Raw genomic sequence first — 25,709 nt, 5'->3', positions numbered from 1 at the left:
TGGTACCATGGGCAGAAGATTCGAGGCGGACTATATCTTCTTCTTTATTCCGAAGCTGCTTTCCTATCTGCACATCACGCTGCTGATCGTGGGAAGCTCCATCCTGCTGGGGCTGATCATCGGGTTTCTTATCGCTTTGCCCCGGCTGTATAACGTGCCCGTCCTGAGGCGGATCAGTGGAGTCTACGTGTCCTTCTTCAGGGGGACGCCGATTCTCATCCAGCTGTTCCTGATCTACTACGGACTGCCGGAACTGCTGAAAATCGTCCAGGTGGACGTGTCCAAAACGCCGGTGCTCCTGTTCGTTATTCTCACCTATTCGCTGCACACCGGCGCTTATGTCTCCGAGATGATCCGGTCGGCGGTGGCGGCCGTTGACCGGGGGCAGGTGGAGGCGGCCTACGCGGTAGGCATGAACGGGTACGAAGCGTTCACCCGGATCGTCCTGCCGCAGGCGCTCGGGATTGCGCTGCCCGTTTTCGGCAACCTGGTCATCGGCAACCTGAAAGACTCCTCGCTCGCCTTTACGCACGGCGTTATGGAAATGACGGGCAAATCCGAGACGCTGGGCACGGCGACGCAGCATTTTATCGAAATTTATATCGCGCTTTCGCTGATTTATTTCGTCGTCAGCTTTATTTTGCAGAAAGGCTTCGATGCCGCCGAGAAAAGGCTGCTGCGCCACAGCAGGCCGCTTGCGGACACGGCCGGTAAAACGGCTGCGCGCCCGAACATCTTCAGACGGCTCCAGCCGGGAATCAAAAAGGAGGCGCCGGGCTATGAACCTTGATCCTTCTTTCATCGGCACGGCTTTTCTAAGCCTGCTGTCAGCTCTGCCGGTGACCCTGTATATCACGGCCGTCTCCGTTCTGGGAGGGCTGCTGATCGGTACGGGCATCGCGCTGGTGCGCATTTACCGGGTGCCGGTTCTGCATCCGGCGGCGGTTGCGTATGTGACCTTTATCCGGGGAACGCCGATGCTGATGCACCTGTTCCTCGTTTATTTCGGACTTCCGGCCGTTCTGGATACGCTCGCGGACCGTTACGGATGGTCCTTCAACTCGGGCTCCATCCCGCTCGTCTCTTTCGTGATCATCGCTTTCTCCATCACGGCGGGGGCTTATATGTCCGAAGTGGTCCGGGCGGGCATCGGGGCGGTGGACCGGGGACAGATCGAGGCGGCTTACGCCGTCGGCCTGACGACTGTGCAGGCGCTGCGTCGCATCGTGTTTCCCCAGGCATTTGCGGTCAGCCTGCCCAATTTGACGAACTCCGTCATTTCCATGCTGCATGCGACTACGCTCGCTTTTACCATCTCGGTGGTGGAAATTAACGCCCAGGCCAACATCGTGGCGTCTACGAACTGGAAGTTTTTCGAAGCCTATATAGCGGCCGCTCTTCTGTTCTGGGGGATTACGGTTCTGGTGGAAAAGGCATCGTCCGCTCTGGAGAAGCGGTTTACTCTTTACAATCGGGGTGGAGTGGCATGATTAAACTGACCGGCATTTCAAAATCGTTCGGGAAGCAGGAAGTGCTGAAAGGCATCGACCTGACCGTGCATAAAGGTGAAGTCGTCGTTATCCTGGGGCCGAGCGGATCGGGCAAAACGACGCTGCTGCGGTGCATTAATTTTCTGGAAAAAGCGAATGCCGGCGCAGTGACGATCGGGGATTTTACCGTCGACTGCAAGCGCTCGGGCCGCAAAGACATTCATACGCTGCGCAAGAAAACCGCCATGGTGTTCCAGCAGTACAATTTGTTTAAACACAAGACCGTTCTGGAAAATGTGATGGAGGGACTGGTCGTCGCGCAGAAGCTTCCGAAAGACGAGGCGCGTGCGCGAAGCGCGGAAGTGCTTTTGAAAGTGGGCCTGTCCGGGAAACTGGACGACTATCCGAGCCAATTGTCCGGCGGTCAGCAGCAGCGCGTCGGAATCGCGCGGGCACTGGCGCTGAATCCGGAAGTGATTCTATTCGACGAACCGACGTCGGCTCTGGACCCCGAGCTGGTCGGCGAAGTGCTTGCGGTTATCCGCAAGATCGCCAAAGAGGGCATTACGATGATTGTCGTGACGCATGAAATGGGATTCGCCAGAGAGGTGTCCAATCATGTGGTCTTTATGGACGGCGGCGTAATCGTCGAGGAGGGTCCGCCGGGAGAGCTGTTCAACGCGCCCAAGGAAGAGCGCACCCGGCAGTTTCTGAAGCGGATTACGCCCGAACTGAGCTATTCCATTTAAAACGCGGAGCCGGTGAAAGAAGGAGCCGCTAAAACGCAAGTGCAAAAACGCAGCTGCAAAAACGGTTCTGTCCGTACGGCCGGAATTCGTTTTTTACAAGGAGGAAACCAAGTTATGGCCATTAAACTGAGTATTCTGGACCAGACCCCTGTCTACGAAGGCGAAACCGGAACGGAGGCTTTCAAGCGGACCGTCGCTCTGGCCCGGCGGGCGGAGGAGCTCGGCTACCACCGCTTCTGGGTGGCGGAGCATCACGATTCCGCGCACGTCGCCGGTTCTTCGCCGGAAGTGCTGATCTCCCATCTACTGGCCAAAACCGAACGCATCCGGCTCGGCTCGGGAGGCGTCATGCTCCAGCATTACAGCCCGTACAAAGTCGCTGAAAACTTTAACGTGCTGTCCGCGCTCGGACCGGGAAGGATCGATCTGGGGATCGGCCGCGCTCCAGGCGGCCTGCCGAGATCGACGCAGGCGCTCCAAAAAAACGTCGTGGATGCCGCTTCCCTGACCGACAAAATCGTCGAGCTGCGCAAATTTCTGCACAACCGGCTGGAAGAAGATCACCCGCTGGCCGGCCTTCGTGCGAATCCGGTACCTGATCGGCCCGCCGATCTTTACGTACTCGGAGCGAGCACGGGAAGCGCCCGCCTTGCGGCGGAACTGGGTCTGCCTTACGTGTTCTCGCTGTTTATTAACGGGGACCCGCAGACGGCCGTGGAAGCCATCGGGACGTACCGGAGCGAGTTCAATTACGCGCACGGCGCCGAACCGGCGGCCATACTCGCTTTGTCCGTCATCGCGGCCGGAAGCGAGGAAGAAGCGGAGGAGCTGGCCGGGGACCATAAGCTGGTCAAGATCCATCTGGAGAGCGGCCGGACGATTACGGTCAGCACCTTGGAGCATGCGGAGGAATTCGGTAAGCAGAGCAGCGAGAACTTCACGATCGAGGTGAAGGAGCCTTCGGTGACGAAAGGGACGGTCGAGACCGTGAAGAAAGAGCTGCTGGAGCTTCAGCGGGCGACCGGCGTGGACGAATTTATCGTTTTGACCGCGGTCAAAGATTTTGCGAAGCGGGTGCGGTCGTTCGAGCTGCTGATCGAAGCGCTGTCGGGTGCGGACACGGCGGCTGAAACGGAAGCAGAAGCGGACACGGCCGGGCAGCGCGTATCGGTAGAGGCTTGAGCTGCCACCCGATTGGCGGACGGCAATCCGCCGCATCGCGCTTCTTTAGCAGCCTGAAGCAATCTCAGTCAAGAGGAGGGTGAAAGCCATGACCAGCGAAACGCTGACGCAGCAAGAGCAGCTGGAAGAGCTGGCCGCAAGACTTGTCGCGGTCCGGCGCCATCTGCACGAGAATCCGGAGTTGTCTCACGAAGAATTCGAAACGACGGCTTTTATTAAAGCCTGGCTGGAAGAGGCCGGCATCCGCATCGCCCCCTATTCCCTGCGGACCGGAGTGATTGCCGAAGTGGGAGGGTTGCGTCCGGGCCCGGTGGTCGCCATCCGGGCGGACATTGACGCGCTGCCGATCCGGGAAGAGACCGGCCTTCCTTACGCGTCCAAGATTCCGGGGAAAATGCACGCCTGCGGCCACGATTTTCACACGGCGGCCGTTCTGGGAGCGGCTTATCTGCTCAAGCAGAGGGAAGAGGAGCTTCCGGGCACAGTCCGCTTCCTGTTTCAGCCGGCCGAGGAGAAAGCGAGCGGCGCTCTCAAAGTGATCGGCAGCGGAGCGCTGGAGAACGTGCGGGCCGTATTCGGGCTGCACAACAAACCCGATCTGCCGGTCGGGACGCTCGGCATTAAGGAAGGCCCGCAGATGGCGGCTGCGGACGGCTTCATCGCGGAGATAGAGGGCCGGGGCTCGCACGCGGCCCTGCCCGAAGCCGGCAGCGACCCGATCGTGGCGTCCGCGCAGATCGTTTCGGCGGTCCAGTCCATCGTCAGCCGCAACATCAGCTCGCTGGACAGCGCCGTCGTCAGCGTGACGAAGCTGCACAGCGGCACCGCCTGGAACGTGATTCCGGAGAAAGCGCTGCTGGAGGGCACAATCCGCACCTTCGACGAAGGCGTCCGGAGCCGCGTGCTGACGCGTTTCCGCGAGGTCGTCGAGGGAGTGGCGGCGGCCAGCGGGACGAAAGCGTCGCTCCGCTGGATCCAGGGTCCGCCTCCCGTGAACAATTCGGCCGAGCTGGCAGTGCTCGCGAGAAACACGGCCGAGAGCCTGGGCTACATAGCGGTGACGCCGCTTCCGTCTCCGGCAGGCGAAGACTTCGCCTTCTATCAGCGGGAAGTGCCCGGGCTTTTCGTCTTCGTCGGGACGGACGGACCGCACGAGTGGCATCATCCGGCGTTCGACCTGGATGAAGCGGCCCTTCCGGTGAGCGCGAGATTTTTCTCGGAACTGGCCCGGCGTGCGCTTCTGGAACTCTCCGAACGGCCCGCAGGAGCAAACGGATGAACGGCGGGATGACGTACGACGTTATCGTGGTCGGAGCGGGCTCGATGGGCATGAGCGCAGGCTATCACCTGGCGAAGCAGGGAGTGCGGACGCTGCTCATCGACGCTTTCAACCCGCCGCACGGGGAAGGCAGCCATCACGGAGAGCCCCGGCTCATCCGCCACGCATACAGCGGAGGGCCCGCCTATATCACGATGGCGCTGCGCGCCCAGGAGCTCTGGGAGGAGCTCCAGGCGGAGACCGGCGCGGAGCTGATGGTCCCGTCCGGGGTCATTAACATTGCGGGTGCGGACGCGTTCCGCACCCGGGCCGAAGACGCCCGGAAGCTCGGCGTCCGTGCCGAGCTGCTGGACGCGGCCGAGATCGGACGCCGCTGGCCGGGCTTCGAGCTGCCGGAGCATTTCGGCGGGATGTATGAGCCGGACGCCGGCTATCTCTTCAGCGAGAAGTGCGTCGCCGCCTACCGGAGGCTGGCCGAAGAGGCGGGAGCCCGGCTGCTGCCGGATACGCCCGTGCGCCAGTTGAACGCCCGGGAGGGCGGCGTCGCGGTCCATACGGACCAGGGCGTGTACCATGCGCAGCAGGCGATCCTCGCAACCGGCGCCTGGTTCCGGACGCTGGAGCCGTTCGTGAAGCTGCCCGTCCGGGCGGTCCGCAAAGCGGTGGGCTGGTTCCAGCCGAAACAGCCCCTATTCGGTGCGGGCCGCTTCCCGGGCTTCACTATCGGCGACGGCACGGGGAGCTACTACGGCTTTCCGGACATCGGCGGCGCGGGGGTGAAGATCGGCAGACACGACACCGGGGTGGAATGGACGGCGGGAGAGGCGCTGGAGCCTTTCGGCCGTTACGAGGAGGACGAAGGGGATCTGCGCCGGGCGCTGGACGCTTATATGCCCCGGGCGGCCGGCCGTCTGAACCGGGGCGCCGTCTGCAAATACGAGCTTTCCCCCGACGAAGCGTTCATGATCGACCGTCACCCGGCCCATCCGTCCGTTCTTGTGGCGGGAGGATTTTCCGGTCACGGATTCAAATTTTCCAGTGTCGTCGGGGAGATTCTCGCCGATCTGACGCTGTACGGACGGACGCCGTTCGATATCCGGCCGTTTGCTTTGACGCGTTTTACACAAGGGGCCCAAAGTCCCCGGACGACTGCATAAGGAGGAAGAACAATGAGCGGTTCCGGCATTTTAAACGTAGATATCCAACTTTATTTATCGGTTTACGATCAATTAAAACTGGCGGTCGCGGGACTGGACGAAGAGCAGCTCAAGCGGAAAGAAGCTCCGGGAAAATGGAGCATTACGGAGGTGCTGGCGCATCTGGCCGACCACAATATCGTGGTTTCGTTCCGCATCCGCGAAATTTTGGCGGGCTCGGCTAAGACTCTGCCGGGATTCGCCCAGGACCCATGGGTGGAAGGACAGCGGGCGAATGAAAGCGGCGTTGCCGAACTATTGGACGCTTATGCGGCACTGCTGCACTACAACGCGGTGTTGTTCCGGCGGCTTACGGAGGAAGACTGGGAGAAAACCGGTGTCAATTTCAAAGGGGAGACCGTCACCCTGGCGTCTGTCGTGAATGCTTTTACGGCGCACGTGCAAACTCATCTGGCGCAAATCGAACGGATCAAATCCGTGGTAGCGGCGGTGTAAGACAAGCGGAAGGGGAGGAACGATTATGAGTAAAAAAAGACAGTTAAAGCTGGGCGCGCTTCTGCACGGGGTCGGCGGTAACCCGGCCATGTGGAGACACCCGGATGCGCAGCCGGACGCGAGTGTGAATTTCGAGCTCTACAAAAAATGGGTGCGGAAGGCGGAAGCGGGCAAGTTCGATCTGATTTTCATTGCCGACGGCTTGTATATCAACGAGAAGTCGATCCCGCATTTCCTGAACCGTTTTGAACCGATTACGATTCTGAGCGCTTTGGCTGCCGTAAGTACACACATCGGCCTCGTCGGAACCCTGTCGACCTCGTACAGCGAACCGTTTACGGTGGCCCGGCAGTTCGCTTCCCTCGACGCCATCAGCGGCGGGCGCGCGGGGTGGAACGTCGTCACTTCACCGCTCGAAGGGTCCGCGCTAAACTACGGCAAATCGCATCCCGAACACGATCTGCGCTACAAAATCGCGGAAGAATACTTGGATGTGACGAAAGGATTGTGGGACTCCTGGGAAGACGACGCTTTCGTACGGGATAAGGATTCCGGCGTATTTTTCGATCCGGAGAAGCTGCACACTTTGAATCACCAGGGGGAATTTTTCTCCGTCCGGGGACCGCTGAACATTGCCCGTTCCAGACAGGGGCAGCCGGTTATTTTCCAGGCGGGAGCCTCCGAAGTGGGCAAAAACTATGCGGCTAAAGTGGCGGACGCCATTTTCGCCGGGCATGAGAACTTGGAAGACGCCGTCCGTTTCTACAAGGAAGTGAAGGAGAGGGCCGCTTCGCACGGGCGTTCGCCGGACGAAGTGCTTATTTTCCCGGGCATCGGGCCGATTATCGGATCGACCGAAGAGGAAGCGGAGCGCAAGTACCAAGAGGTTGCGGACCTCGTGACGATCGAGACGGCGCTCGATTATTTGGGCCGTTTTTTCGAGCATCACGATTTCTCGCAGTATCCCTTGGATGAGCCGTTCCCGGATCTCGGCGATCTCGGCAAGAACAGCTTCCAGAGCGGGACCGACAAAATCAAGCAGGAAGCGAAAGAGAAAAACCTTACGCTTCGTCAGGTAGCTTTGCAGGCCGCAACGCCGAAAGGACGTTTCGTCGGAACGCCCGAAAAGGTCGCGGACCTTATCCAGGAGTATTTCGAAGCGGGCGCCGTGGACGGCTTTATGCTTTCCGCCGCCGTACCGACCGGACTGGAGGATTTCGTGGATCATGTGGTGCCGATCCTCCAGCAGCGAGGCATCTTCCGTACGGAGTACGAAAGCGATACGCTCCGGGGCAACCTCGGGCTGCCGGTGCCGGCCAACCGGTATACGAAACAGCCGGAGACAGTTTGAGCCGGTTGGATAGAGTTTGGCTGCGTTGCTGCGCGGTTGCGTAGAGGATGCGTGCGGAAACAGGGCCGTGGGCGGGGAGTCCGCTCGTCGGGCGGTCGTAACCTGATCCGTTCTGAAGGGGTTCTTTAGAGCGGGCGGGGCTAGTTAAGGAACGGCAGTTCAATCTATGGGAACGGGAGTGAGCGTTATGAGCCAGTTAAACGATTATTTGGCGGCCAAAAAGAAGTCGCTGGAGGAACGCGAGGAGGAGCGCAAACGAGTCGCGAATCGGCCGTCGGACGTGCTGAAGGCCAAGGTAAGAGCCAAGGACCGGAGCGGCGTAAGGGAAACCCGTATCCGGAATTTCCAGATTCTTAGCGACAGCCTGCCGGATTTCGCCGGATTTGACCTGGGGCCGAATTCGGCGGAGATTCAGCTCGGCGTTCTCGGAAGCTGCCTGACGCACATCACGCTGATTCAGGCGGCTCTGCGCGGAGTTCCGCTGGAATCGCTGGAGGTGGAGGTCGAAGGGGAGCTGCATAAGTTTGCCGGGAAAGACGGCTACGAGGAGATTCCTTTCTGGCCTCACAACATCCGCTACACCCTGCACATCGAGTCGGCCGCTTCCAAGGAAGAAATCGCCGAGCTTCACCGGGGGGTCGAGGAAGTCTGCCCTATCTTGAATCTGCTGCAAAGACCCCAGGAAATAACGGGGAAGGTACTGCACTCTTCCGGCAGCGGAGAGGCGGGAGAAGTAACGGTCGGAAGCTGATATCGGCGATCCGGGAGGCGGGAGGAGGCGGCTCTCATGTCTGCAAGGGAGGGGCAAAGGGTTGAGGGGGCCGGAAATAGTCCCGCAATGGCGGGCAGCGTACTGGAGCTGATCGGCGATACTCCGGTCGTCCGTATCCGGCGGCTCTGTGATGAGAACGACGCCGAGCTTTACGTCAAGCTGGAGTCGCTAAACCCCGGCGGAAGCGTGAAAGATCGCGCGGCCCGGCACATGATCGGGCAGGCCGAACGGGACGGCAGGCTGCTCCCCGGCGGAACGATCATCGAAGTGACCAGCGGAAACACGGGCATCGGCATGGCGATGGTGGCGGCCGTCAAAGGCTACAAGCTTATCGTGGTCATGTCCGATAACATGTCTTCGGAGCGGGCGGGAATTTTGCGGGCATACGGGGCGGAAGTCGTCCTCTACCCTGCGGAAGAAAAGATCGAAGGCGGCCTCCGAAGGGCCAGGGAGCTGGAAAGGCGGATTCCCGGGAGCTTCTTTCCCGTCCAGTTCGAGAATGCCGGCAACGCCGACGTTCACCGGTTTACGACCGCTGCGGAAATATGGGAGCAGATGCAGGGAAGGCTGGACGCATTCGTATGTACCTCGGGCACCGGAGGCACGATAACGGGCACGGGCGAGTCGCTTAAATCCAGACTTCCGGATTTGCGCGTTTATGTCGTCGAATCGCGCTGTTCGCCTCTGCTCTCCGGCGGCGAGCCGGGGACTCACCTTATCCCGGGAATCAGTCCCAGCTTTATTCCGCCGGTTCTCAACACGCAGCTTTACGACGAGGTGCTGCAGGTAGGGGACGAGGACGCGCATGAGACGGCCAGGGAGCTTGCCCGACGGGAAGGGCTGCTTCTCGGGCCTTCCTCGGGAGCGGCCGTGTGGGCGGGTATGCGGATTGCCCGGAAGCTCGGAAGAGGGAAGAAGGTGCTCTGCATCGCTCCCGATACGGGGGAGCGATATTTAAGCACGGGGCTTTACGATGTTTGAAGCCGTGCTTCCGTTTACCTTAGCAGCCACGCCAAAAGGAGCCCGTGCAATCCGGGCTCCTTTTCTATGTGTGCTTTTTTGCGGCGGCACATAACCGCTGCAAAAGCCCGCGCGAAGCAAGCGGCCGCCCTCCGGCGCGCGCTCGCGGGCGCCCGTTTACGGGCGGGAGACTTCCTCCCGGGCGTAGCGGTTCTCCGGCACGCGCAGACCGAGATGCTCACGGAGCGTGTCGCCCGCATACTCCGTGCGGAACAGCCCGCGCTGCTGCAGAAGCGGGGCGACTTCCTCCACGAAATCGTCAAGCCCGTCCGGCAGCAGCGGGGCCATCAGCATAAAGCCGTCGGCAGCGCGCTCCGTAAACCACTCTTCGAGCGTATCCGCGATTTTCTCCGGGGTGCCGACCCAGTCTTCCCGGCTGAAGGAGCCGGTAAGAAGGGAATAGACTTCACGGAGCGTCGGATTCTCCCGGGCAATGACAGGCCGGTGCTTCCGGTAATCCGATTTGTCCAGATCAAGGCGGTCCAGCCCCGCATCGGCGGCACGGGATTCCAGCGTTAAGCCCGCGAAATCGACACCGGGGAAATAGTCTTGCAGGAAGCTGAAATCCGTTTCCTCGGAAATATACGATTCGAGCCGCCTGTATTTCTCGTCCGCTTCTTCCTGGGTTCGGCCGATAACCGGAAAGATTCCCTGCAAAATGACGACCTCGTCGGGTGACCGGCCGAAAGAGGCGACTTTGCTTTTGAACGTGTCGTAAAACTCCCGGGCTTCCTGCTTGCTGTACTTGATGGAGAAAATCACTTCCGCCCGCTTGGCGGCGAACTGCTGGCCGGATTCCGAGGTCCCCGCCTGCACCAGCACCGGATACCCTTGTGGTGAACGCGCGATATTCAGCGGCCCTTCGACAGAGAAAAATTCGCCTTGATGGTTAAGACGGTGCATTTTATCCGGATAGAAGAAGACCCCGCTTTCCTTGTCCTGCACGAAGGCGTCGTCCTCCCAGGAATCCCAGAGCCCCGTCACGACCTCGACGAATTCCTCCGCCCTTTTGTAACGGAATCCGTGCTCCAGATGATCCTGCGCTCCGAAATTCCGGGCCGTGCTGCCGGACAGATCGCGTGTCGTCACGATATTCCAGCCTGCCCGGCCTTTGCTGATCTGATCGACGGATAGCAGGGAACGAGCCAGATTGAACGGCTCGATATAGGACGTGGAAGCGGTGGCGACGACGCCGATTTTGGATGTGGCGCCCGCAAGCGCGGTAATGAGGGTAACCGGTTCGAAACGGTTCAGGATATTCGGATGGGAATCCTCGTTGATGGCGAGACTGTCCGCGATAAAAGCGATATCGAACTTGCCGCGTTCGGCCGTTTGGGCGAGCGCTTTGTAGTAATCGATGGAGATGCTGGCGCTTCTTTGCGCGTTCGGATGTTTCCACGAGGCGACATGCATTCCGGTGCCCACGAGGTAGGCGGATAGCTTGATTTGTCTGTTAGCTGCCAAGGGGGTTCCTCCTCATAACCTAGTTATTTTATAGGAATAATATGTTAAACATTAACATCAAGCGCCGGAGGCCGTCAATCCTCGTTTTTATTCTTAAAAGGCGGTTGACAAGATACGAAAGCTGAGATAAATTAAACAAAAGACATTGGTTTAGTCGGAAATAACTTCATAAGTCGTTAGTTGACCAGATAGCTGGAAACTAAGCTCTTTACCGGACGGCCGGTAAGATGGGCTTGGTTTTTTTTATTGAAAAAATTTCCGGGCAGGTGTAGGCACATGATTCTCGTAGAAAATCTGACCAAGTCGTACAAAAGCGCCAGCGGTCCCGTAACGGCCCTGGAAAACATCAATCTGCGCATACAAAAGGGGGATATTTTCGGCATCATCGGATTTAGCGGGGCGGGGAAATCCACATTAATCCGCTGCCTCAACCGGCTGGAGGAGCCCGATTCGGGCACGGTGGAAATCGAGGGGCTGCGCATCACCGATCTGGGCGAGAAGGAGCTGCGGATGGCCCGGCGTAAAATCGGCATGATTTTTCAGCAGTTTAATCTGCTCGATTCCAAAACCGTGTTCCAGAACGTGGCGTTTCCCCTTAAAGTGGCGGGAGTTCCCAAACCGCTTCTGGCCGAGAGAGTGAGAGAGATTCTGGATCTGGTGCAGCTCGGGGACAAAGAGAACGTCTACCCGTCCCAGCTCAGCGGAGGCCAGAAGCAGCGGGTCGGGATTGCCCGGGCGCTTGTGAACGAACCCGATGTGCTTCTGAGCGACGAAGCGACCTCGGCGCTCGATCCGCAAACGACTTATTCCACGCTGGAGCTGCTCAAAGACATTAACCGCCAGCTGAATTTGACGATTGTGCTGATCACGCACGAGCTGGACGTCCTCCAGCACATCTGCCGCAATATGGCGGTCATAGAAAAAGGTAGAATTGTAGAGACCGGAACTGTGGATAAGTTTTTTCTCCAGCCGGAGAGCGATACCGCAAGAAGATTCGTCAGCATTATCGACCACTACCGCAGCAAGCGGACGGTTCTGGAAGGAGCGGGAGCAGGCATATGAGAGACGATTTGGTCGATTTGCTGGTCGAAGGGCTGCAGGAGACGCTTTTCATGGTCGTGTGGGCCTCGCTGTTCGCTTTCCTGCTGGGCAGCGCGCTCGGCATCACTCTGGTGGTTACGGAAAAAGGCGGCATTCTTGCGGCTCCGAAGCTGAATAAAGTGATCGGGACCGCCATCAATGCGGTACGGTCCCTGCCGTTCATTATTCTGATCGTGCTGCTCCTCCCGCTTGCCAGGCTCCTTGTCGGCACGACACTGGGACCGACGGCGGCGATTGTGTCCCTCTCGATCGGAGCCGCTCCTTTTCTGGGACGGATTATCGAAAACTCGCTGAAAGAAGTCAGCTCCGGCAAAATCGAAGCGGCCAAATCGGTCGGCGCCTCGCCGTGGACCATCATACTCCGCGTGCTGATTCCGGAGGCGCTTCCGGCCCTGATCCGGGCGGTCACGATCGGCGTCATCGCGATCACGGAATTTACGGCGGTAGCGGGCGCCATCGGCGCGGGAGGCCTCGGCAGCCTGGCCATCCGGTTCGGTTACCAGCGCTTCCGGGAAGATATCCTGATTGCCACCGTTATTCTTATTATTCTGATTGTCCAGATTATCCAGTGGTCCGGCGACTCCATCGCCAAATCGGTCATCCGCAAACGCTACAAACTGGAATAAACGGCTCGTCCGCTTTATCTGTTTTTTATTCATTACATAGAAGAAAGAAGGCATATTCCATGACACATACACGATTAAGCGCTATAGCCGCCATTCTGCTGGCAGTCACGTTGACGGCCGCCGGCTGCGGAAGCCAAGGCAAAGGAGAGGTTGCCGCTTCGGAGAAAACCGGCAGCACGCCGGGAGCGTCCAAAGAACCCGCCAAAGAGGTGAAACTTACCGTAGGAGCAGCGGCCGTTCCGCATGCGGAGATCCTGGAAGTCGTAAAACCGAAATTGAAAGAGCAGGGAATCAACCTGGACATTAAAGTGTTCGATGACGAAGGCCAGTTGAATCCGGCTTTGAAAGACAAACAGATCGACGCGAACTATTTTCAGCACGTGCCGTACCTGGATTCGGTCAAGAAAGAGAAAGGCTTTGACTTTGCGGTGACCGCCAAGGTTCATGTGGAACCCATCGGGTTTTATTCGAGCAAGCTGAAATCCAAGGACGAGATCAAAGACGGCGCGAAGATCGGCATTCCGAACAATCCCTCCAATGAATACCGGGCGCTGGTCCTCCTGCAGCAGCAGGGTCTTATCAAGCTGAAAGAGGGGCTGACCACGTACGAGGCTACGCCGAAGGATATCGCGGATAATCCGAAAAACCTGAAATTTTTCGAAACGGACTCCGCTACGCTGCCGAGGGCGCTGCCGGATTTGGACGGTGCGATTATTAATACCAATCTCGTTCTGGAAGCCAAGCTCGATCCCAAATCGGCCTTATTCCGGGAAGATGCCAACTCTCCTTACGCGAATGTGATCGTAGTCCGCAAAGGCGATGAGAGCCGGGACGAAATCAAAAAGCTCGATGCGGCGCTTACCGGCCCGGAAGTGAAGAAATTTATCTTGGACAAATACGGCGTTGCCGTTGTCCCGGCTTTTTGAACAAGGCTAAGGCCCCGATCGTAGGTCCGAAAAAAGACGCGGCAGACCTGAAAGTCCAGGCTGCGGCACAATCTTAAGCAGCGCGGAATTACAAACGAAGGCTGCCGAACGTCCCTTGCTCTGTTTACGGCGGATATTTCAAAAACCAGATAAGAGTACACCAATGACCATACCAATCTGCGAGCCATCTCATATGTATATACTATCTTGATAGATGGAGGTAGTTCAAATGAGCGAGTATCCCGATTTGTTCGAAAGTTGGTGGGCAAAGGATGAACGAGCCCAGTCGGTTGAAGGTATAAAAGAAACTACCGGCTTTCGGAGGGATCGTTTGGCCGGTCGTACGGCAGGGGATTTGGCAGGGGACAGCCGGACAAAGGGAAACCGTCCCGCAGATCACCGGGCTTTGGGTAACCGCACAGGAGGTAGTCGGACCCTAGGTCGTCGTACTGCAGGTGGTCGAAGCGGCGGAAACCGAAAAGAAGAAAACCGCACGCGGGGTAACCGGACGGAAGGGCGGAGAGACCATTACGGCCGGCAGTATCCGCAAAACCGTCCCGGAGGAATCTGGCCGATTCCATGGAATGCGTCTATAGATCGTCCGGAGGGGGAATTCGCGAGGGAAGACCGTACCTGGGACAGGCATACCGGGGGCAGCCGTACGGGAGGGAACCGTACGAGCGGGAATCGTACGGGAGGCAGCCGTACGGGAAGAAACCGTACGAGAGGAAACCGTACGGACGGGAATCGCACGGGAGGAAACAGAACTGAAGGGAATCGTACGGGAGGACGCCGGACACACGGGCTCCCCGCACGGCTGACCGCTCCCGCGTCGGAACCGTACGGAAAGCGGTAGGTTGGACTTTGTCGGTCCGCGCCGTGCCGCCGCGCCTGCATTTCGCATAAGGTAACGTAACAAGAACAGCCTATCCTGACGGATAGGCTGTTTTCTTATAGCGAAAGGCGGAAGAATCTGATGTCGCTTCCTTATTTTCAACTGACGGTCGGTTCCGGAGCGGACCGTAAACTCCGGCAAAACGTATGGAGCAGCCGCTTCGTACCGGCGATGTTATCGGACGGGAGCAGCAGCGTGCCTATCCGGATCGGATACCGGGGCGGGCATACCCGCGAATATGCGAAAAAATCGTATGAAATCCGGATGAAGGGAAGGACCTATCATCTGAATGCCGAATACGACGATCCTTCGCTGATCCGCAACGCGCTGTCGTTCCGTTTTTTCCGCATGATCGGCGTGCCGAGTCCGCATACCCGCCATGTCGTACTGACGATCGACGGCAGAAATGAAGGCGTGTATGTGCTGATCGAGGCGGTTAAGCGGTCTTTTTTCCGGCGGAGGGGGATTCTTATGAAGTCTCTCCTCTATGCAAGCAACGACCGCGCGAATTTTTCACTGAAAGATCCGGATACCCGCAAGCGAAAAAAGACCTTGTTTGCCGGATACGATCTCATTATCGGAACGGGTCAGGACCGGAACAAGATGAAAGCGTTCATCCAATCCATGCATGCGCTTAAAGGCGACCGGCTGAAGGCTTTTTTGGGGAAGCATGTGGATCTCGACAATTACTTGCGGTGGCTGGCCGGGGCCGTGATGACGGGGAATTATGACGGTTTCGAGCATAACTATGCGATCTACGAGCATAAGCCGACCCGGAGGTACCGGATGATTCCGTGGGATTATGAAGGCACTTGGGGGCGGAATTGTTACGGGAAAAGAGTAGACAGTAATCTGGTGAGGATCACCGGGTATAACGACTTGACCGAAAAAGTGCTGGAAAGCAAGGAGGCGCGGCAGCGGTACAAGGCTCTTTTGAAACACCTTACGGGCACGGCGTTTACGAAGGACCGGATTATGCCCGTTGTGTATGAGATGCACGGACGCATTGCCCGGGATGTATATAAGGACCCCGGCCGTCAAAAAAGTCTGTCCCTGTTCCGGTCGGAGCCTGAAGTGATCGAGCAGTATATCGAAGACCGGCGGAAAGACATCCAAGAAGGAATCCGGCTGTTATGAGTCAGTCCGGCGGCTTACCTGTCCCATGTGCGGGTCGAGGAACGGATGAGAAGTTCGGAGGGCAGCATGATTTTGCGGCTTTCGGAACCGGGTCCGTTCTCGATCCGTTCGATCAGAAGCTGCATGCCGAGGGCACCGAACTGATACGCGGGTTGGGAGGCTACGGTCAGAAAAGGATTCACGGTCTCGGCGGGACCGAAGTCGTCGAAGCAGACAACCGATACATCTTCCGGAACGGACAAGCCTTTCTGACGAAGCGCTTGAATAATCCCCACGGCGAGCAGATTGTTTGCCGCGAAAATCGCCGTCGGCGGGGAAGGAAGCGCGAGCAGCGCCTGCAGCGAGGCTTCGTCCTGAAACTGGCGGTAGTTCAGCGACACAACCAGGCTCTCGTCGAGAGGCAGTCCGCCGAGCAGAAGAGCTTCCCGGTAGCCGGTATACCGGAGCCGGGCCGTAGATACATCGGGCGAGCCGTTGACCAGAGCGATGCGTCGATGACCGAGGCCGATCAGGTGCTCGACCAGTTTTCTCGCCCCTTCTTTGCTGTCGCCGAGGACGACGTCCGTTTCGATGCCGGGCACTTCACGGTCCAGAATCACGAACGGAATCCCGTGCTTCTGCAGCTGCCGGAGCTGCTCAAGAGAAGCGTCTCCGGTAGGCGCGAACAGGACGCCGTCCACCCGAGTGGAGAGGATCATCTCCACGTAGTCTTTTTCCTTGCCGTAATCCTCGTCGCTGTTGCCGAATAGAAGCTTGTAGCCGGACCGCTTCGCCGTATCCTCGGCTCCCCGCGCAATCGTGGTGTAAAAAGGATTCGTAATATCCGTGATCAACAGCGACAACAGCTTCGTTTTTTGCAGAACGAGGCCGCGGGCCATGGAGTTGGGGATATAATTCAGCTCTTCCATCACCTTGCGGACGCGCTTACGGGTCGCCTCGCTGATTCTTCCGGAGTTATTGATAACTCTGGAAACGGTCATGGCGGAGACATTTGCTTTCTCGGCTATATCATAGATGGTAATCAATCGTTATCACCTTTTCATGCTTAAGTGAGTTTATTGTATAAAAGAAAACCGTTGACAGCAAGAGAGGCAGCTGTTAATTTTGTGTTATCGGTAACTCAAATTCTACCTGAATTGCAGAGAGGAGACAAGCGGATGCTGAAAGGAATTCCATCCATTCTTTCGCCGGAACTTCTGAAAGTGCTGATGGAGATGGGCCATGGGGATGAGATTGTCCTGGGGGACGGCAACTTTCCGGCGGCGAGCCATGCCAAACGTCTGGTCCGCTGCGACGGTCACGGCGTGCCCGAGCTGTTGGAGGCGGTTCTTGCCTTGTTCCCGCTCGATACATACGGAGATCACCCGGCCCAGCTTATGGCGGTCGTTCCGGGCGATCCGGTTCAGCCGGTGATTTGGGAAACGTATGGCGAATTGATCGGAAGGCATTTGCCGGAAGCCCAAATCGGTCAGCTGGAACGATTCGCTTTCTACGCACGGGCTAAAGAAGCTTATGCCGTTGCCGCCACGAGTGAAAGCGCTTTATATGCGAACGTTATTTTGAGAAAAGGCATCGTTACGTGACGTGTCTGCGAAGGATATTTTTTACGAAGGGGTTTATCGATAACTCCACAAGGGGGAAGATCAAATGAATAACCGTGAACACAGATGGAGCCGGCCTTTTCCGAAAATCGGCATCCGTCCGACCATCGACGGACGCCGCAAAGGGGTGCGCGAGTCGCTTGAAGAACAGACCATGAACATGGCGAAGGCGGCTGCCGCCCTGCTCAGCGGCAATTTGCGCTACCCCGACGGAACGCCGGTGGAATGCGTCATTGCCGACACCTGTATCGGCGGCGTAGCCGAAGCGGCTGCGGCTGCGGACAAATTCGCCCGGTCGGGCGTGGGCGTATCCGTCACCGTGACTCCTTGCTGGTGCTACGGAACCGAGACGATGGATATGAACGCCTCCATTCCGAATGCCATTTGGGGCTTTAACGGGACGGAGCGTCCGGGAGCCGTTTATTTGGCCGCCGTGCTTTCGGCCCATGCGCAGAAAGGAATTCCGGCGTTCGGCATCTACGGCAAGGATGTGCAGGACGCCGGCGCGGCCGGCATTCCCGAAGACGTGAGGGAGAAACTGCTCCGTTTTGCAAGGGCGGCTCTGGCCGTGGCGGTGATGAAAGGAACGTCCTACTTGTCCGTCGGCTCCGTTTCCATGGGAATTGCGGGTTCGATCGTCAACGAGGAGCTGTTCCAGAATTACCTTGGCATGCGCAATGAATACGTGGATATGTCGGAGCTTGTCCGCCGGATGGAAGAAGAGATTTACGACAAGGAGGAGTACGGGCTCGCGCTCGCCTGGGTGAAGGACAACTGCAAGGAAGGCCCGGACAACAATCCTGCGGCCATTCAAACGTCCCGGGAACGTAAGGACAAGGACTGGGAAACCGTCGTTAAAATGTCCCTGATCGTCCGCGATCTGATGACCGGGAATCCGAAGCTGGCTGAACTCGGTTTCGGCGAGGAAGCGATGGGGCATAACGCGATTTTGTCCGGCTTCCAGGGGCAGCGCCACTGGACGGATCACTTCCCGAACGGGGACTTCATGGAAGCGATCCTGAACAGCTCCTTCGACTGGAACGGAAGAAGAGCACCTTATCTCGTGGCGACCGAGAACGACAGTCTGAACGGCGTTGCGATGCTGATGGGATACCTTCTTACGCACACCGCCCAAATTTTCGCCGACGTCCGCACGTACTGGAGCCCCGAATCGGTGAAGCGCGTGACGGGTTATACGCTGGAAGGGGCCGCGGAGCACGGGATTCTCCATCTCATCAATTCCGGCCCGGCGGCATTGGACGGTACGGGGCAGCAATCCCGGGACGGTGCGCCGGCCATGAAGCCCTTTTGGGAGATTACCGAGGAAGAGGTGGGCAAATGCCTTGGTGAAACTTCATGGCGGCCCGCGGCCGTGGAGTATTTCCGGGGCGGCGGTTACTCGTCGGACTTCCTGACGAAGGGCGGGATGCCCGTCACGATGACCCGGATCAATCTGGTGAAGGGCCTCGGTCCGGTGCTTCAGCTTGCCGAGGGCTATACGGTCGACCTGCCGGATAACGTGCACGACGCGCTGGATAAGCGGACCGACCCCACGTGGCCGACGACCTGGTTCGCGCCGGTCCTGACAGGAGAAGGCTCTTTCCGCGATGTTTATTCCGTGATGGACAATTGGGGCTCCAATCACGGTTCCATCAGCTGCGGGCACATCGGGGCCGACCTCATTACCTTGGCGGCGATGCTGAGAATTCCCGTTTCCATGCACAACGTCGATGAGAAGAATATATTCCGGCCGCGCGTATGGAGCTCTTTCGGGACCCGGGATGGGGAAGCGGCGGACTTCCGCGCGTGCGCAAACTTCGGCCCTTTGTATAAATAAAAGCCGGACAGGGAGGGGGACTTTTCATGGGAGTAGAGAAGAACGGCCTTCACATGCTGGCCGTGGACTTCGGAGCGAGCAGCGGGCGGACGGTGCTCGGCACTTACAACGGATCGCGTCTGGCCGTTGAGGAAATCCACCGGTTCTCCAATGATCCCGTCAGACTAGGCGGCAATCTTCACTGGGATTTTCTGCGGCTGTTTCACGAGCTGCTCCAGGGCATCCGGGCCTATAAGTCGTTTACGGCGGTGGCCCCCGCTTCGCTTGCCGTAGACACGTGGGGCGTCGATTACGGACTTGTGGACGGCAGGGGCAGGCTGCTCGGGAATCCGTATCACTACCGGGATTCCCGGAACGAGCCCGCGATGCGGCGGGTGCTGAACCGGATACCGGAAGAAGAACTGTACCGGCGCACAGGCATCCAGACCCAGTCCATCAACACGCTGTTTCAGCTCGAAGCGGAAGGGGAGGCGTCCTCCCTGGCCGGCGAGGATGTGCGGATGCTGTTTATGCCCGATTTGTTCCGCTACTATTTATGCGGAGAAATTTCGGCGGAATACACCATCGCCAGCACGTCCGGCCTGCTCGACCCGCAGCTGCGCGGCTGGGATGAAGAAGTGCTTGCCCTGCTTCCGCATCCGCGGGCGATGTTCCCTTCCATCGTGATGCCGGGAACCGCCGCAGGCAGTCTGCGCGCCTCATTAGCCGAGGAGCTGCAGATGCGCAGCTTCCCGGTCGTGGCGGCAGCTTCCCATGACACGGCCTCGGCCGTAGTGTCCGTCCCCGCGCAAGCCGGCGGCAGCTATGCGTTTATCAGCTGCGGCACCTGGTCGCTGATGGGGGTGGAGACGGAGCGGCCCGTCATCACCGAACAGAGCCGGATTCTCGCCTTCACGAATGAAGGCGGAGCGGACGGCCGTATCCGGCTGCAGAAGAACATTATGGGCCTGTGGCTTTTGCAGGAATGCCGCCGGTATTGGGAGCTGGAAGGCGAGACGCTTACCTTTGGGGACATGCAGGCGATGGCGGCGGGAGAAGAAGCGGCGGCTGCCTACGTCGATCCGGAAGACCCCGTGTTCCTGGCGCCGGGGAACATGCCGCAGCGCATCCGCAGCTGGTGCGGGCAGACCGGCCAGCCCGTTCCGCAGACGAAGGCGCAGATGATCCGCTGCATCGTGGAAAGCCTGGCGATGAAATTCAGCCAGACCCTCCACGAAATCGAGGAGCTGCTGGGCCGGAGGCTGGACGCCGTCCATATGGTCGGCGGAGGCATCCGCAACCGGCTGCTCTGCCAGCTGACGGCGAACATCACGGGCCGGTGCGTCATCGCGGGGCCGATCGAGGCGACCGCCGTCGGCAGCTTGCTTATACAGGCGAAGGCCCGCGGCGAGCTTCATACCCGGGACGAAATGCGCCAGGTCGTGCTGGCCTCGTTCCCGCCGGATTTGTACTCTCCCGAGGATACCGGCCGGTGGCGGGAAGCTTATGCGCGTTACAGGAAGATCAATGCAAACGCCCATCATTCCGAAAGGAGCGTCAACGGAAATGACTGAACGGAAAGTAAGAGAAGAATTGACGAAGTACGCCGCCAAAAGCGTAGCGAAAGGTCTGGTAGTCGGCCCCGGAGGCAATATAAGCGCAAGGTCCGGAGAATTTATGTATCTGTCGCCCAGCGGATTTGCGCTGGAAGATATCGTGCCGGATCAGTGGGTGCCGGTCCACATTCCTACCGGTGAAATCGGGGGCACCGCCTTCCGGCCTTCATCCGAAGTGCTGATGCATCTGTTCTGCTACCGGGCGAACCCTCTGCTTCAGGCTATCGTGCACACGCATCCCGCCTACTGCATTGCCTTGACGCTCGTGGACAACGAGCTGCCCATGCTTTTTCCGGATCAGGCGGCTCTCGTAGGGGATGTCGCGTTTATCCCTTATGTCGTGCCCACGACGGATAAACTCGCTCATCTTGTGGCGGAGAAGGCCGACCGTTACAGTTCCATGCTGCTTAAAAATCACGGTCTGGTGACGACGGGCAAAAATCTCCGGGAAGCGTATTACCGGACCGAAGTGATGGAAGAGAGCGCGAAAATTTATATGATCGCCAAATCGGCCGGGGAGCCCAGAAGGCTGACGGCAGAGGAATACAAAGAGATTCAGGGGCTGGAGAGCGAAGCTTACCGGGTTCAGCTGCTTCAAAATATGAAGGAATAGCTCTGGCGGGATGACGTGCTATCCGGCGGTTTTGTCCGGTGGCTCCGGCCGATTGCTCAAGTGTCCGGTGGTTCGGAGGCTTAAAGGAAAGGACTGTTTTCCGTTCATCCTAACCGTGTACTTCTGCAAGCGCAGTCCTTCGGGCTGCGTTTTTCGGTGTCTCTTTTGTTCCGTTGAAGGGGGAAGGAGAAAAAAAGAGAATCGATCCGAAATGAGGCGCCTGTTCGAGGCCCTCAATAGGCTGATACGATGAAGACGTGCGGGCTCTGTCCGTTCATTCTAACGGAAAGGAGAGGATAGGTTCGAATCCCAATAAAATGAAAGCGTTTCCCTGTTAATAAACTTTTAAGGAGGAACGAAATGAAAAAACTTTTTGCCGGTCTGCTTGCACTGGTCCTGCTCGTTTCTTTGCTTCCCGAACGAGGCACTTCCGCTTTTAACGGCGAGGTTTCACTGGGTTCGGGCTCTTACTCGACCGTGCTGCCTCCGGGAGCCGTCGATACACAGAGCGCGATCTACAAGACCGCGAACGTCACCGGAGCGATGCCGACCAACGACTGGTGGAGCAATCTCGCCTGGGACACTTTCTCGGAAGCCCAGTATCCGCATCCGCTGGCGATGAAAAACGGCTCCGGCGGCATCCGCATTTATTATCCGGGCAACCGGATCACGGCGAATTCCAGCTGCGTCTGCGGCTGGATCAACGATATTCACGACTTCACAGTCGGCCACTCGGGCGTGACCGCTTTTCCCGACGCGAAGGTGGACGGCTACAGCGACTGGTTTGTGAAGGCGCAGTACAAGAGCGGCGCCAGTGAAATGAACGTCAGCTACGGGCATGGTTCGCCGTATGTCTATTTCACTTACGCGGGCGGCAGTCCCAAGCTGAGCTTCTACGACGCGCCTGCCGTATGGTCCGGAAGCGCGAGCACGCCGGTGCTCGGCATTACGGTCGCGGGCGCTCACTACGGCTTGTTCGGGGCGAACGGCAGCACATGGAGCGGGATCGGCAGCGGCACGCTGACGAACAACGGCAGCTCGTACTTTTCCGTCGCGGTCTTGCCGGATAACAGCCAGTCGACGCTGAACAAGTTCGCCCAGTACGCTTACTCCCATGTCACCGGCACGCAGGTGTCCTATAGCTACAATGCCGCCGCAAGCGAGGTGACATCGACTTTCACTTTCACGACGCAGGCTAAGCAGGGCACGCAAAGCGGCACGATTTTTGCCCTGTATCCGCATCAATGGAAGAACAGCCCGACGCCGCTTCTGTCCTATACGTACGGTTCGGTGCGCGGCCTGATGAAGACGGGCGAGGGAAGTTCCTTCCAGACCCGCATGAAGTTTAACGGCGTCCTCCCGGCGCTGCCGGACAAGGGTTCCTACGACCGCGGGCAGCTGCAGCAGTACATCGACCAAGCGGAGGCCGAGACGTACACCGGCGACGGCGACACCTACTGGATCGGCAAGCGCCTCGGCAAACTCGCCTCGCTGGCTCCGATCGCCGACCAGATCGGCGATACGGCGGCGGCGAATAAGTTCCGCAGCGAGATCAAGAGCATTCTGCAGAGCTGGTTCAAGGCGAGCGACGGCAGCGGTAATCTTAAGAGCGGCAACGTGTTTTACTATAACCGCAACTGGGGCACCGTGATCGGCTACCCGGCCAGCTACGGCTCCAACAACGAGCTGAACGACCACCATTTTCACTATGGCTATTTCATCAAGGCTGCCGCGGAGGTCGCACGTGTGGACAAAGCCTGGGCTTCCGCCTGGGGGCCGATGGTGAATTTGCTGATCCGCGACATCGCCGGCAGCAGCCGGACGGACACGATGTTCCCTTACCTCCGCAACTTTGATCCGTATGCCGGCCACTCATGGGCTTCGGGCCATGCACGGTTCGGAGACGGCAACAACAACGAATCGTCTTCCGAGGGCATGAACGCCTGGGCGGGCATGATTTTGTGGGGACAGGCGACGGGCGACACCACTGTCCGCGACACGGGCATCTCTCTGTACACGACCAAGATGAACGCGATCAACGAATATTGGTTTGACGTGATGGGCGCAAACCGTCCCGCAGGTTTCACCCGGGCGACGGCGAGCATGGTCTGGGGCGGCAAAACCGTCGGCGACGGAACCTGGTGGACCGGCAATCCGGAAGAGGTTCACGGCATCAACTGGCTGCCTTTCACGGGAGCTTCGCTTTATCTGACGCAATATCCCGACTATGCCGCCAAAAATTATAACGCGCTGGTATCGGAGAACGGCGGCACGAATTTCGACGCTTGGGAAGACCTCGTCTATATGTACCGGGCGATATCGAATCCGGCCGAAGCGAAAAGCTTCTGGTCCTCGCGCGGCAATGCGCTTTCGGCCGAAGCCGGGAACTCCAAGGCGTTTGCGTATCATTGGATCTACAATCTGGACGCAATGGGTGTCCAAGACCGTACCGTGACAGCCAATACGCCGCTCTATGCCGTATTCGTGAAGAACGGCGTCCGCACCTACACGGCATACAACGCGGGCAGTTCCGCGATTACGGTCACGTTCTCCGACGGCAAGACGATGTCGGTGCCTGCGAACGGTTCGAACACGGAAGGGGCGGGAGGTTCGACGCCAACTCCTACGCCGACGCCAACGTCAACTCCTACACCGACACCGACCGCTACACCATCGCCGACACCGGCTCCGTCGGCTGCGCCGATTCCCGGCAAAATCGAAGCCGAAAGCTACGCTTCGATGAGCGGCGTCCAGACGGAAACGACGACGGACACGGGAGGCGGCCTCAATGTCGGCTATCTGGACACGGGGGACTGGATGGACTACAGCGTCAATGTCGCGAAGGCCGGAACCTATACGCTGCAGGCGCGGGTGGCCAGTCCGAACGGCACCGGCCAGTTCCAGCTCCGCTCCGGCAGCAGTACGCTGGCGACGGTGAATGTCCCGAACACCGGAGGCTGGCAGACCTGGACGACGGTCTCGGCGCAGGTGCAGCTGGCGGCAGGTCCGCAGACGCTGCGGGTCGCTATCAGCGGTCCGCAATTCAACCTGAACTGGCTGCAGTTCGGATCGGCGGACAACGTGCTGACCTATCCCGCTTCGGACTATACCGCTACTGTTACGAAGTCGGGCGCTTCGGAAACGGTCGTGTTCGCTCCGAAGACGTCTGCGGCCTATGTGGACATCCACTACAAGGTGAACGGAGCGAACCAGCAAAACGTGCGGATGACCGCCAGCGGGGGCAGTTGGACGCATACGATCCAGGGACTGGCGGCCGGTCAGCAGGTCGAGCTGTGGTTCACCTACGAGAAATCCGGCCCGCAGTACGATTCGGCTCACTATACCTATACGCATTGAGGCTTTGCGATACCGGAAGTGTGGATTTTGAGGATGAAGAAAAAGCGGGGACGCGGTATGATGGGAAGGAGATGACGCTTTCAAACAAGGAGGCAGGACGCATGATTTTTTCCGAACTGGAACCCTTTCTGGTTAAAAAAAGGCGGGAGCTTCTGGCGGCGCTGGACGCTTTCGGTCCGGGTGAACGGCACCTGAGCGAGTACGAGGGCGGCTGGAACCCGGTCCAGATCGTCGAGCACCTGGGCATTGTGGAGAAGCAGGTCGTCGCCGAAATCGGAAGGCTGCTGAACGGCGAAGCGGTCCGGCCGTCCGAGCCGGAGGAACGGAAGCTGGTGGATATCACGGCGCTGTTCGAGAAGCACGGGCTGCTCGGCACGCCGAAAAAATCTCCGCCTTCCGCGTTTCCTACCGGAAAAGTGGCGTATGAGGACGGGCTCGAACGGCTTGCGGAGGTCCGCGGCGAACTGAAAGCGTTTTTGCCGCTTTTGGCCGCAAGAGAGACGAACCGTCTGGTGTCCCGCCATCCCCTCGGCGTGGAGCTGAATGCCTGCCAGTGGCTGCAATTCAGCGCTTTTCACGAGTGGGGTCATATTCACCAGCTGAAACGGATCCGGCGGGCCCATTCCGGTTAGCGAAATAAAGAGTACCGCGAGGGGACGGAAAGGCGGCTTCTAGGGTTCCGTTGATCCAAACTCAGATGTATCCGTATGCCATCCTCCCATCCTCCGTACCTCCAAGCTTCCACGCTTCCATACTGCCCGCAATCATAGCCGAACCTCCGGATACCCGGGCGTCTGCAACACCAAAAACCCGCTTCCTTTCGCAAGAAAGGAAGCGGGTTTTTCTCATTCTGTATGGGCGTCAGCCTTGAAGATAGACGGGAGTTTCGTACACGGCTTCTTTCTCCAAAACGAGCTGGAAAGACTGCTCTTTCCCGTCTACGGAAGGACCGATGGAATAAATGGGACCCGAGGAATTCCGTTGGGTCAAGACTTTGCCAGCAGATTTGGCGGAACGCCGACGCTTTAATCCGCTGTTCGATCTGTTTCTGACCGGTTTCAT

23 protein-coding genes are annotated in these 25,709 nt (G+C 58.6%); 20 read left to right on the top strand and 3 right to left on the bottom strand.

The window, feature by feature from the left end; all coding sequences use genetic code 11:
• Nucleotides 1-7: 7 nt before the first annotated feature.
• From ACI48J_RS19680 to cysK, 10 genes are all read left to right on the top strand, one after another.
• Nucleotides 8-790: an amino acid ABC transporter permease gene (locus ACI48J_RS19680; RefSeq protein ID WP_405079863.1), complete on the top strand. Its 783-nt coding sequence runs from the start codon at nt 8-10 to the stop codon at nt 788-790.
• Nucleotides 780-1,490 carry an amino acid ABC transporter permease gene (locus ACI48J_RS19675; RefSeq protein ID WP_405079861.1) on the top strand — a complete coding sequence of 237 codons (711 nt, stop codon included), beginning with the start codon at nt 780-782 and terminating at the stop codon, nt 1,488-1,490. Before ACI48J_RS19680 ends, ACI48J_RS19675 begins: the two co-directional genes overlap by 11 nt.
• Entirely contained in the window at nt 1,487-2,239 is a 753-nt protein-coding gene (locus tag ACI48J_RS19670) for an amino acid ABC transporter ATP-binding protein (protein ID WP_405079860.1), read from the top strand. The genes ACI48J_RS19675 and ACI48J_RS19670 overlap by 4 nt, the downstream gene beginning before the upstream one ends.
• A 114-nt stretch (nt 2,240-2,353) precedes the next feature.
• Nucleotides 2,354-3,421 carry an LLM class flavin-dependent oxidoreductase gene (locus ACI48J_RS19665; protein ID WP_405079858.1) on the top strand — a complete coding sequence of 356 codons (1,068 nt, stop codon included), beginning with the start codon at nt 2,354-2,356 and terminating at the stop codon, nt 3,419-3,421.
• Between the two features lie 88 nt (nt 3,422-3,509).
• Nucleotides 3,510-4,700, top strand: coding sequence for an amidohydrolase (locus tag ACI48J_RS19660; RefSeq protein ID WP_405079857.1), 1,191 nt, complete (start codon nt 3,510-3,512; stop codon nt 4,698-4,700).
• On the top strand, nt 4,697-5,857 hold the full coding sequence (gene solA, locus ACI48J_RS19655) for an N-methyl-L-tryptophan oxidase (RefSeq protein ID WP_405079855.1): 1,161 nt from the start codon (nt 4,697-4,699) through the stop codon (nt 5,855-5,857). The genes ACI48J_RS19660 and solA overlap by 4 nt, the downstream gene beginning before the upstream one ends.
• A 12-nt stretch (nt 5,858-5,869) precedes the next feature.
• A complete protein-coding gene (locus ACI48J_RS19650; protein ID WP_326052680.1) occupies nt 5,870-6,352 on the top strand; it encodes a DinB family protein in 483 nt (160 codons plus the stop codon).
• Nucleotides 6,353-6,377: 25 nt separating this feature from the next.
• A complete protein-coding gene (locus tag ACI48J_RS19645) occupies nt 6,378-7,703 on the top strand; it encodes an LLM class flavin-dependent oxidoreductase (protein WP_405079854.1) in 1,326 nt (441 codons plus the stop codon).
• A gap of 187 nt (nt 7,704-7,890) precedes the next feature.
• Entirely contained in the window at nt 7,891-8,454 is a 564-nt protein-coding gene (locus ACI48J_RS19640) for an OsmC family protein (RefSeq protein WP_405079853.1), read from the top strand.
• Nucleotides 8,455-8,490: 36 nt separating this feature from the next.
• Nucleotides 8,491-9,456 carry a cysteine synthase A gene (gene cysK / locus ACI48J_RS19635; protein ID WP_405079852.1) on the top strand — a complete coding sequence of 322 codons (966 nt, stop codon included), beginning with the start codon at nt 8,491-8,493 and terminating at the stop codon, nt 9,454-9,456.
• Nucleotides 9,457-9,612: 156 nt separating this feature from the next.
• Here the strand turns inward: cysK and ACI48J_RS19630 are convergent, their stop codons facing one another.
• Nucleotides 9,613-10,959 carry an LLM class flavin-dependent oxidoreductase gene (locus ACI48J_RS19630; protein ID WP_405079851.1) on the bottom strand — a complete coding sequence of 449 codons (1,347 nt, stop codon included), beginning with the start codon at nt 10,957-10,959 and terminating at the stop codon, nt 9,613-9,615.
• Nucleotides 10,960-11,235: 276 nt separating this feature from the next.
• On the opposite strand from ACI48J_RS19630, the gene ACI48J_RS19625 reads away from it, so the two are divergent.
• The 4 genes from ACI48J_RS19625 (at nt 11,236) to ACI48J_RS19610 (ending at nt 15,644) form a co-directional block, all read left to right on the top strand.
• Nucleotides 11,236-12,021, top strand: a complete 786-nt coding sequence (locus ACI48J_RS19625) for a methionine ABC transporter ATP-binding protein (RefSeq protein WP_009675287.1) — start codon at nt 11,236-11,238, stop codon at nt 12,019-12,021.
• Nucleotides 12,018-12,686: a methionine ABC transporter permease gene (locus tag ACI48J_RS19620; protein WP_326052686.1), complete on the top strand. Its 669-nt coding sequence runs from the start codon at nt 12,018-12,020 to the stop codon at nt 12,684-12,686. The genes ACI48J_RS19625 and ACI48J_RS19620 overlap by 4 nt, the downstream gene beginning before the upstream one ends.
• A gap of 59 nt (nt 12,687-12,745) precedes the next feature.
• Nucleotides 12,746-13,612: a MetQ/NlpA family ABC transporter substrate-binding protein gene (locus ACI48J_RS19615; protein ID WP_405079850.1), complete on the top strand. Its 867-nt coding sequence runs from the start codon at nt 12,746-12,748 to the stop codon at nt 13,610-13,612.
• Nucleotides 13,613-14,588: 976 nt separating this feature from the next.
• Nucleotides 14,589-15,644, top strand: a complete 1,056-nt coding sequence (locus ACI48J_RS19610) for a CotH kinase family protein (RefSeq protein ID WP_405079848.1) — start codon at nt 14,589-14,591, stop codon at nt 15,642-15,644.
• A gap of 14 nt (nt 15,645-15,658) precedes the next feature.
• Here the strand turns inward: ACI48J_RS19610 and ACI48J_RS19605 are convergent, their stop codons facing one another.
• Nucleotides 15,659-16,669, bottom strand: a complete 1,011-nt coding sequence (locus tag ACI48J_RS19605) for a LacI family DNA-binding transcriptional regulator (protein WP_405079847.1) — start codon at nt 16,667-16,669, stop codon at nt 15,659-15,661.
• A 132-nt stretch (nt 16,670-16,801) separates the two neighbouring features.
• Between ACI48J_RS19605 and ACI48J_RS19600 the strand changes: the two genes are divergently transcribed.
• From ACI48J_RS19600 to ACI48J_RS19575, 6 genes are all read left to right on the top strand, one after another.
• Complete coding sequence (locus tag ACI48J_RS19600; RefSeq protein ID WP_405079845.1) at nt 16,802-17,227, top strand: RbsD/FucU family protein; 426 nt, start codon at nt 16,802-16,804, stop codon at nt 17,225-17,227.
• Between the two features lie 64 nt (nt 17,228-17,291).
• Complete coding sequence (locus ACI48J_RS19595) at nt 17,292-19,082, top strand: L-fucose isomerase (protein WP_405079844.1); 1,791 nt, start codon at nt 17,292-17,294, stop codon at nt 19,080-19,082.
• Between the two features lie 26 nt (nt 19,083-19,108).
• Nucleotides 19,109-20,635, top strand: a complete 1,527-nt coding sequence (locus ACI48J_RS19590; protein ID WP_405079843.1) for a rhamnulokinase family protein — start codon at nt 19,109-19,111, stop codon at nt 20,633-20,635.
• Entirely contained in the window at nt 20,628-21,290 is a 663-nt protein-coding gene (locus ACI48J_RS19585) for a class II aldolase/adducin family protein (RefSeq protein WP_405079842.1), read from the top strand. The genes ACI48J_RS19590 and ACI48J_RS19585 overlap by 8 nt, the downstream gene beginning before the upstream one ends.
• 360 nt (nt 21,291-21,650) lie before the next feature.
• Complete coding sequence (locus ACI48J_RS19580; RefSeq protein ID WP_405079841.1) at nt 21,651-24,647, top strand: glycosyl hydrolase; 2,997 nt, start codon at nt 21,651-21,653, stop codon at nt 24,645-24,647.
• 101 nt (nt 24,648-24,748) lie between these two features.
• Nucleotides 24,749-25,279, top strand: a complete 531-nt coding sequence (locus ACI48J_RS19575) for a DinB family protein (protein WP_405079840.1) — start codon at nt 24,749-24,751, stop codon at nt 25,277-25,279.
• A 229-nt stretch (nt 25,280-25,508) separates the two neighbouring features.
• Here the strand turns inward: ACI48J_RS19575 and ACI48J_RS19570 are convergent, their stop codons facing one another.
• Nucleotides 25,509-25,709, bottom strand: a complete 201-nt coding sequence (locus tag ACI48J_RS19570; protein ID WP_009671363.1) for a hypothetical protein — start codon at nt 25,707-25,709, stop codon at nt 25,509-25,511.

Origin of the sequence: Paenibacillus chitinolyticus (assembly GCF_045038035.1) — a bacterium.
Taxonomy (GTDB): domain Bacteria; phylum Bacillota; class Bacilli; order Paenibacillales; family NBRC-103111; genus Paenibacillus_F; species Paenibacillus_F chitinolyticus_A.
The sequence above is the reverse complement of the archived record's forward strand: the minus strand, read 5'-3'. Positions and strand labels throughout refer to the sequence as shown.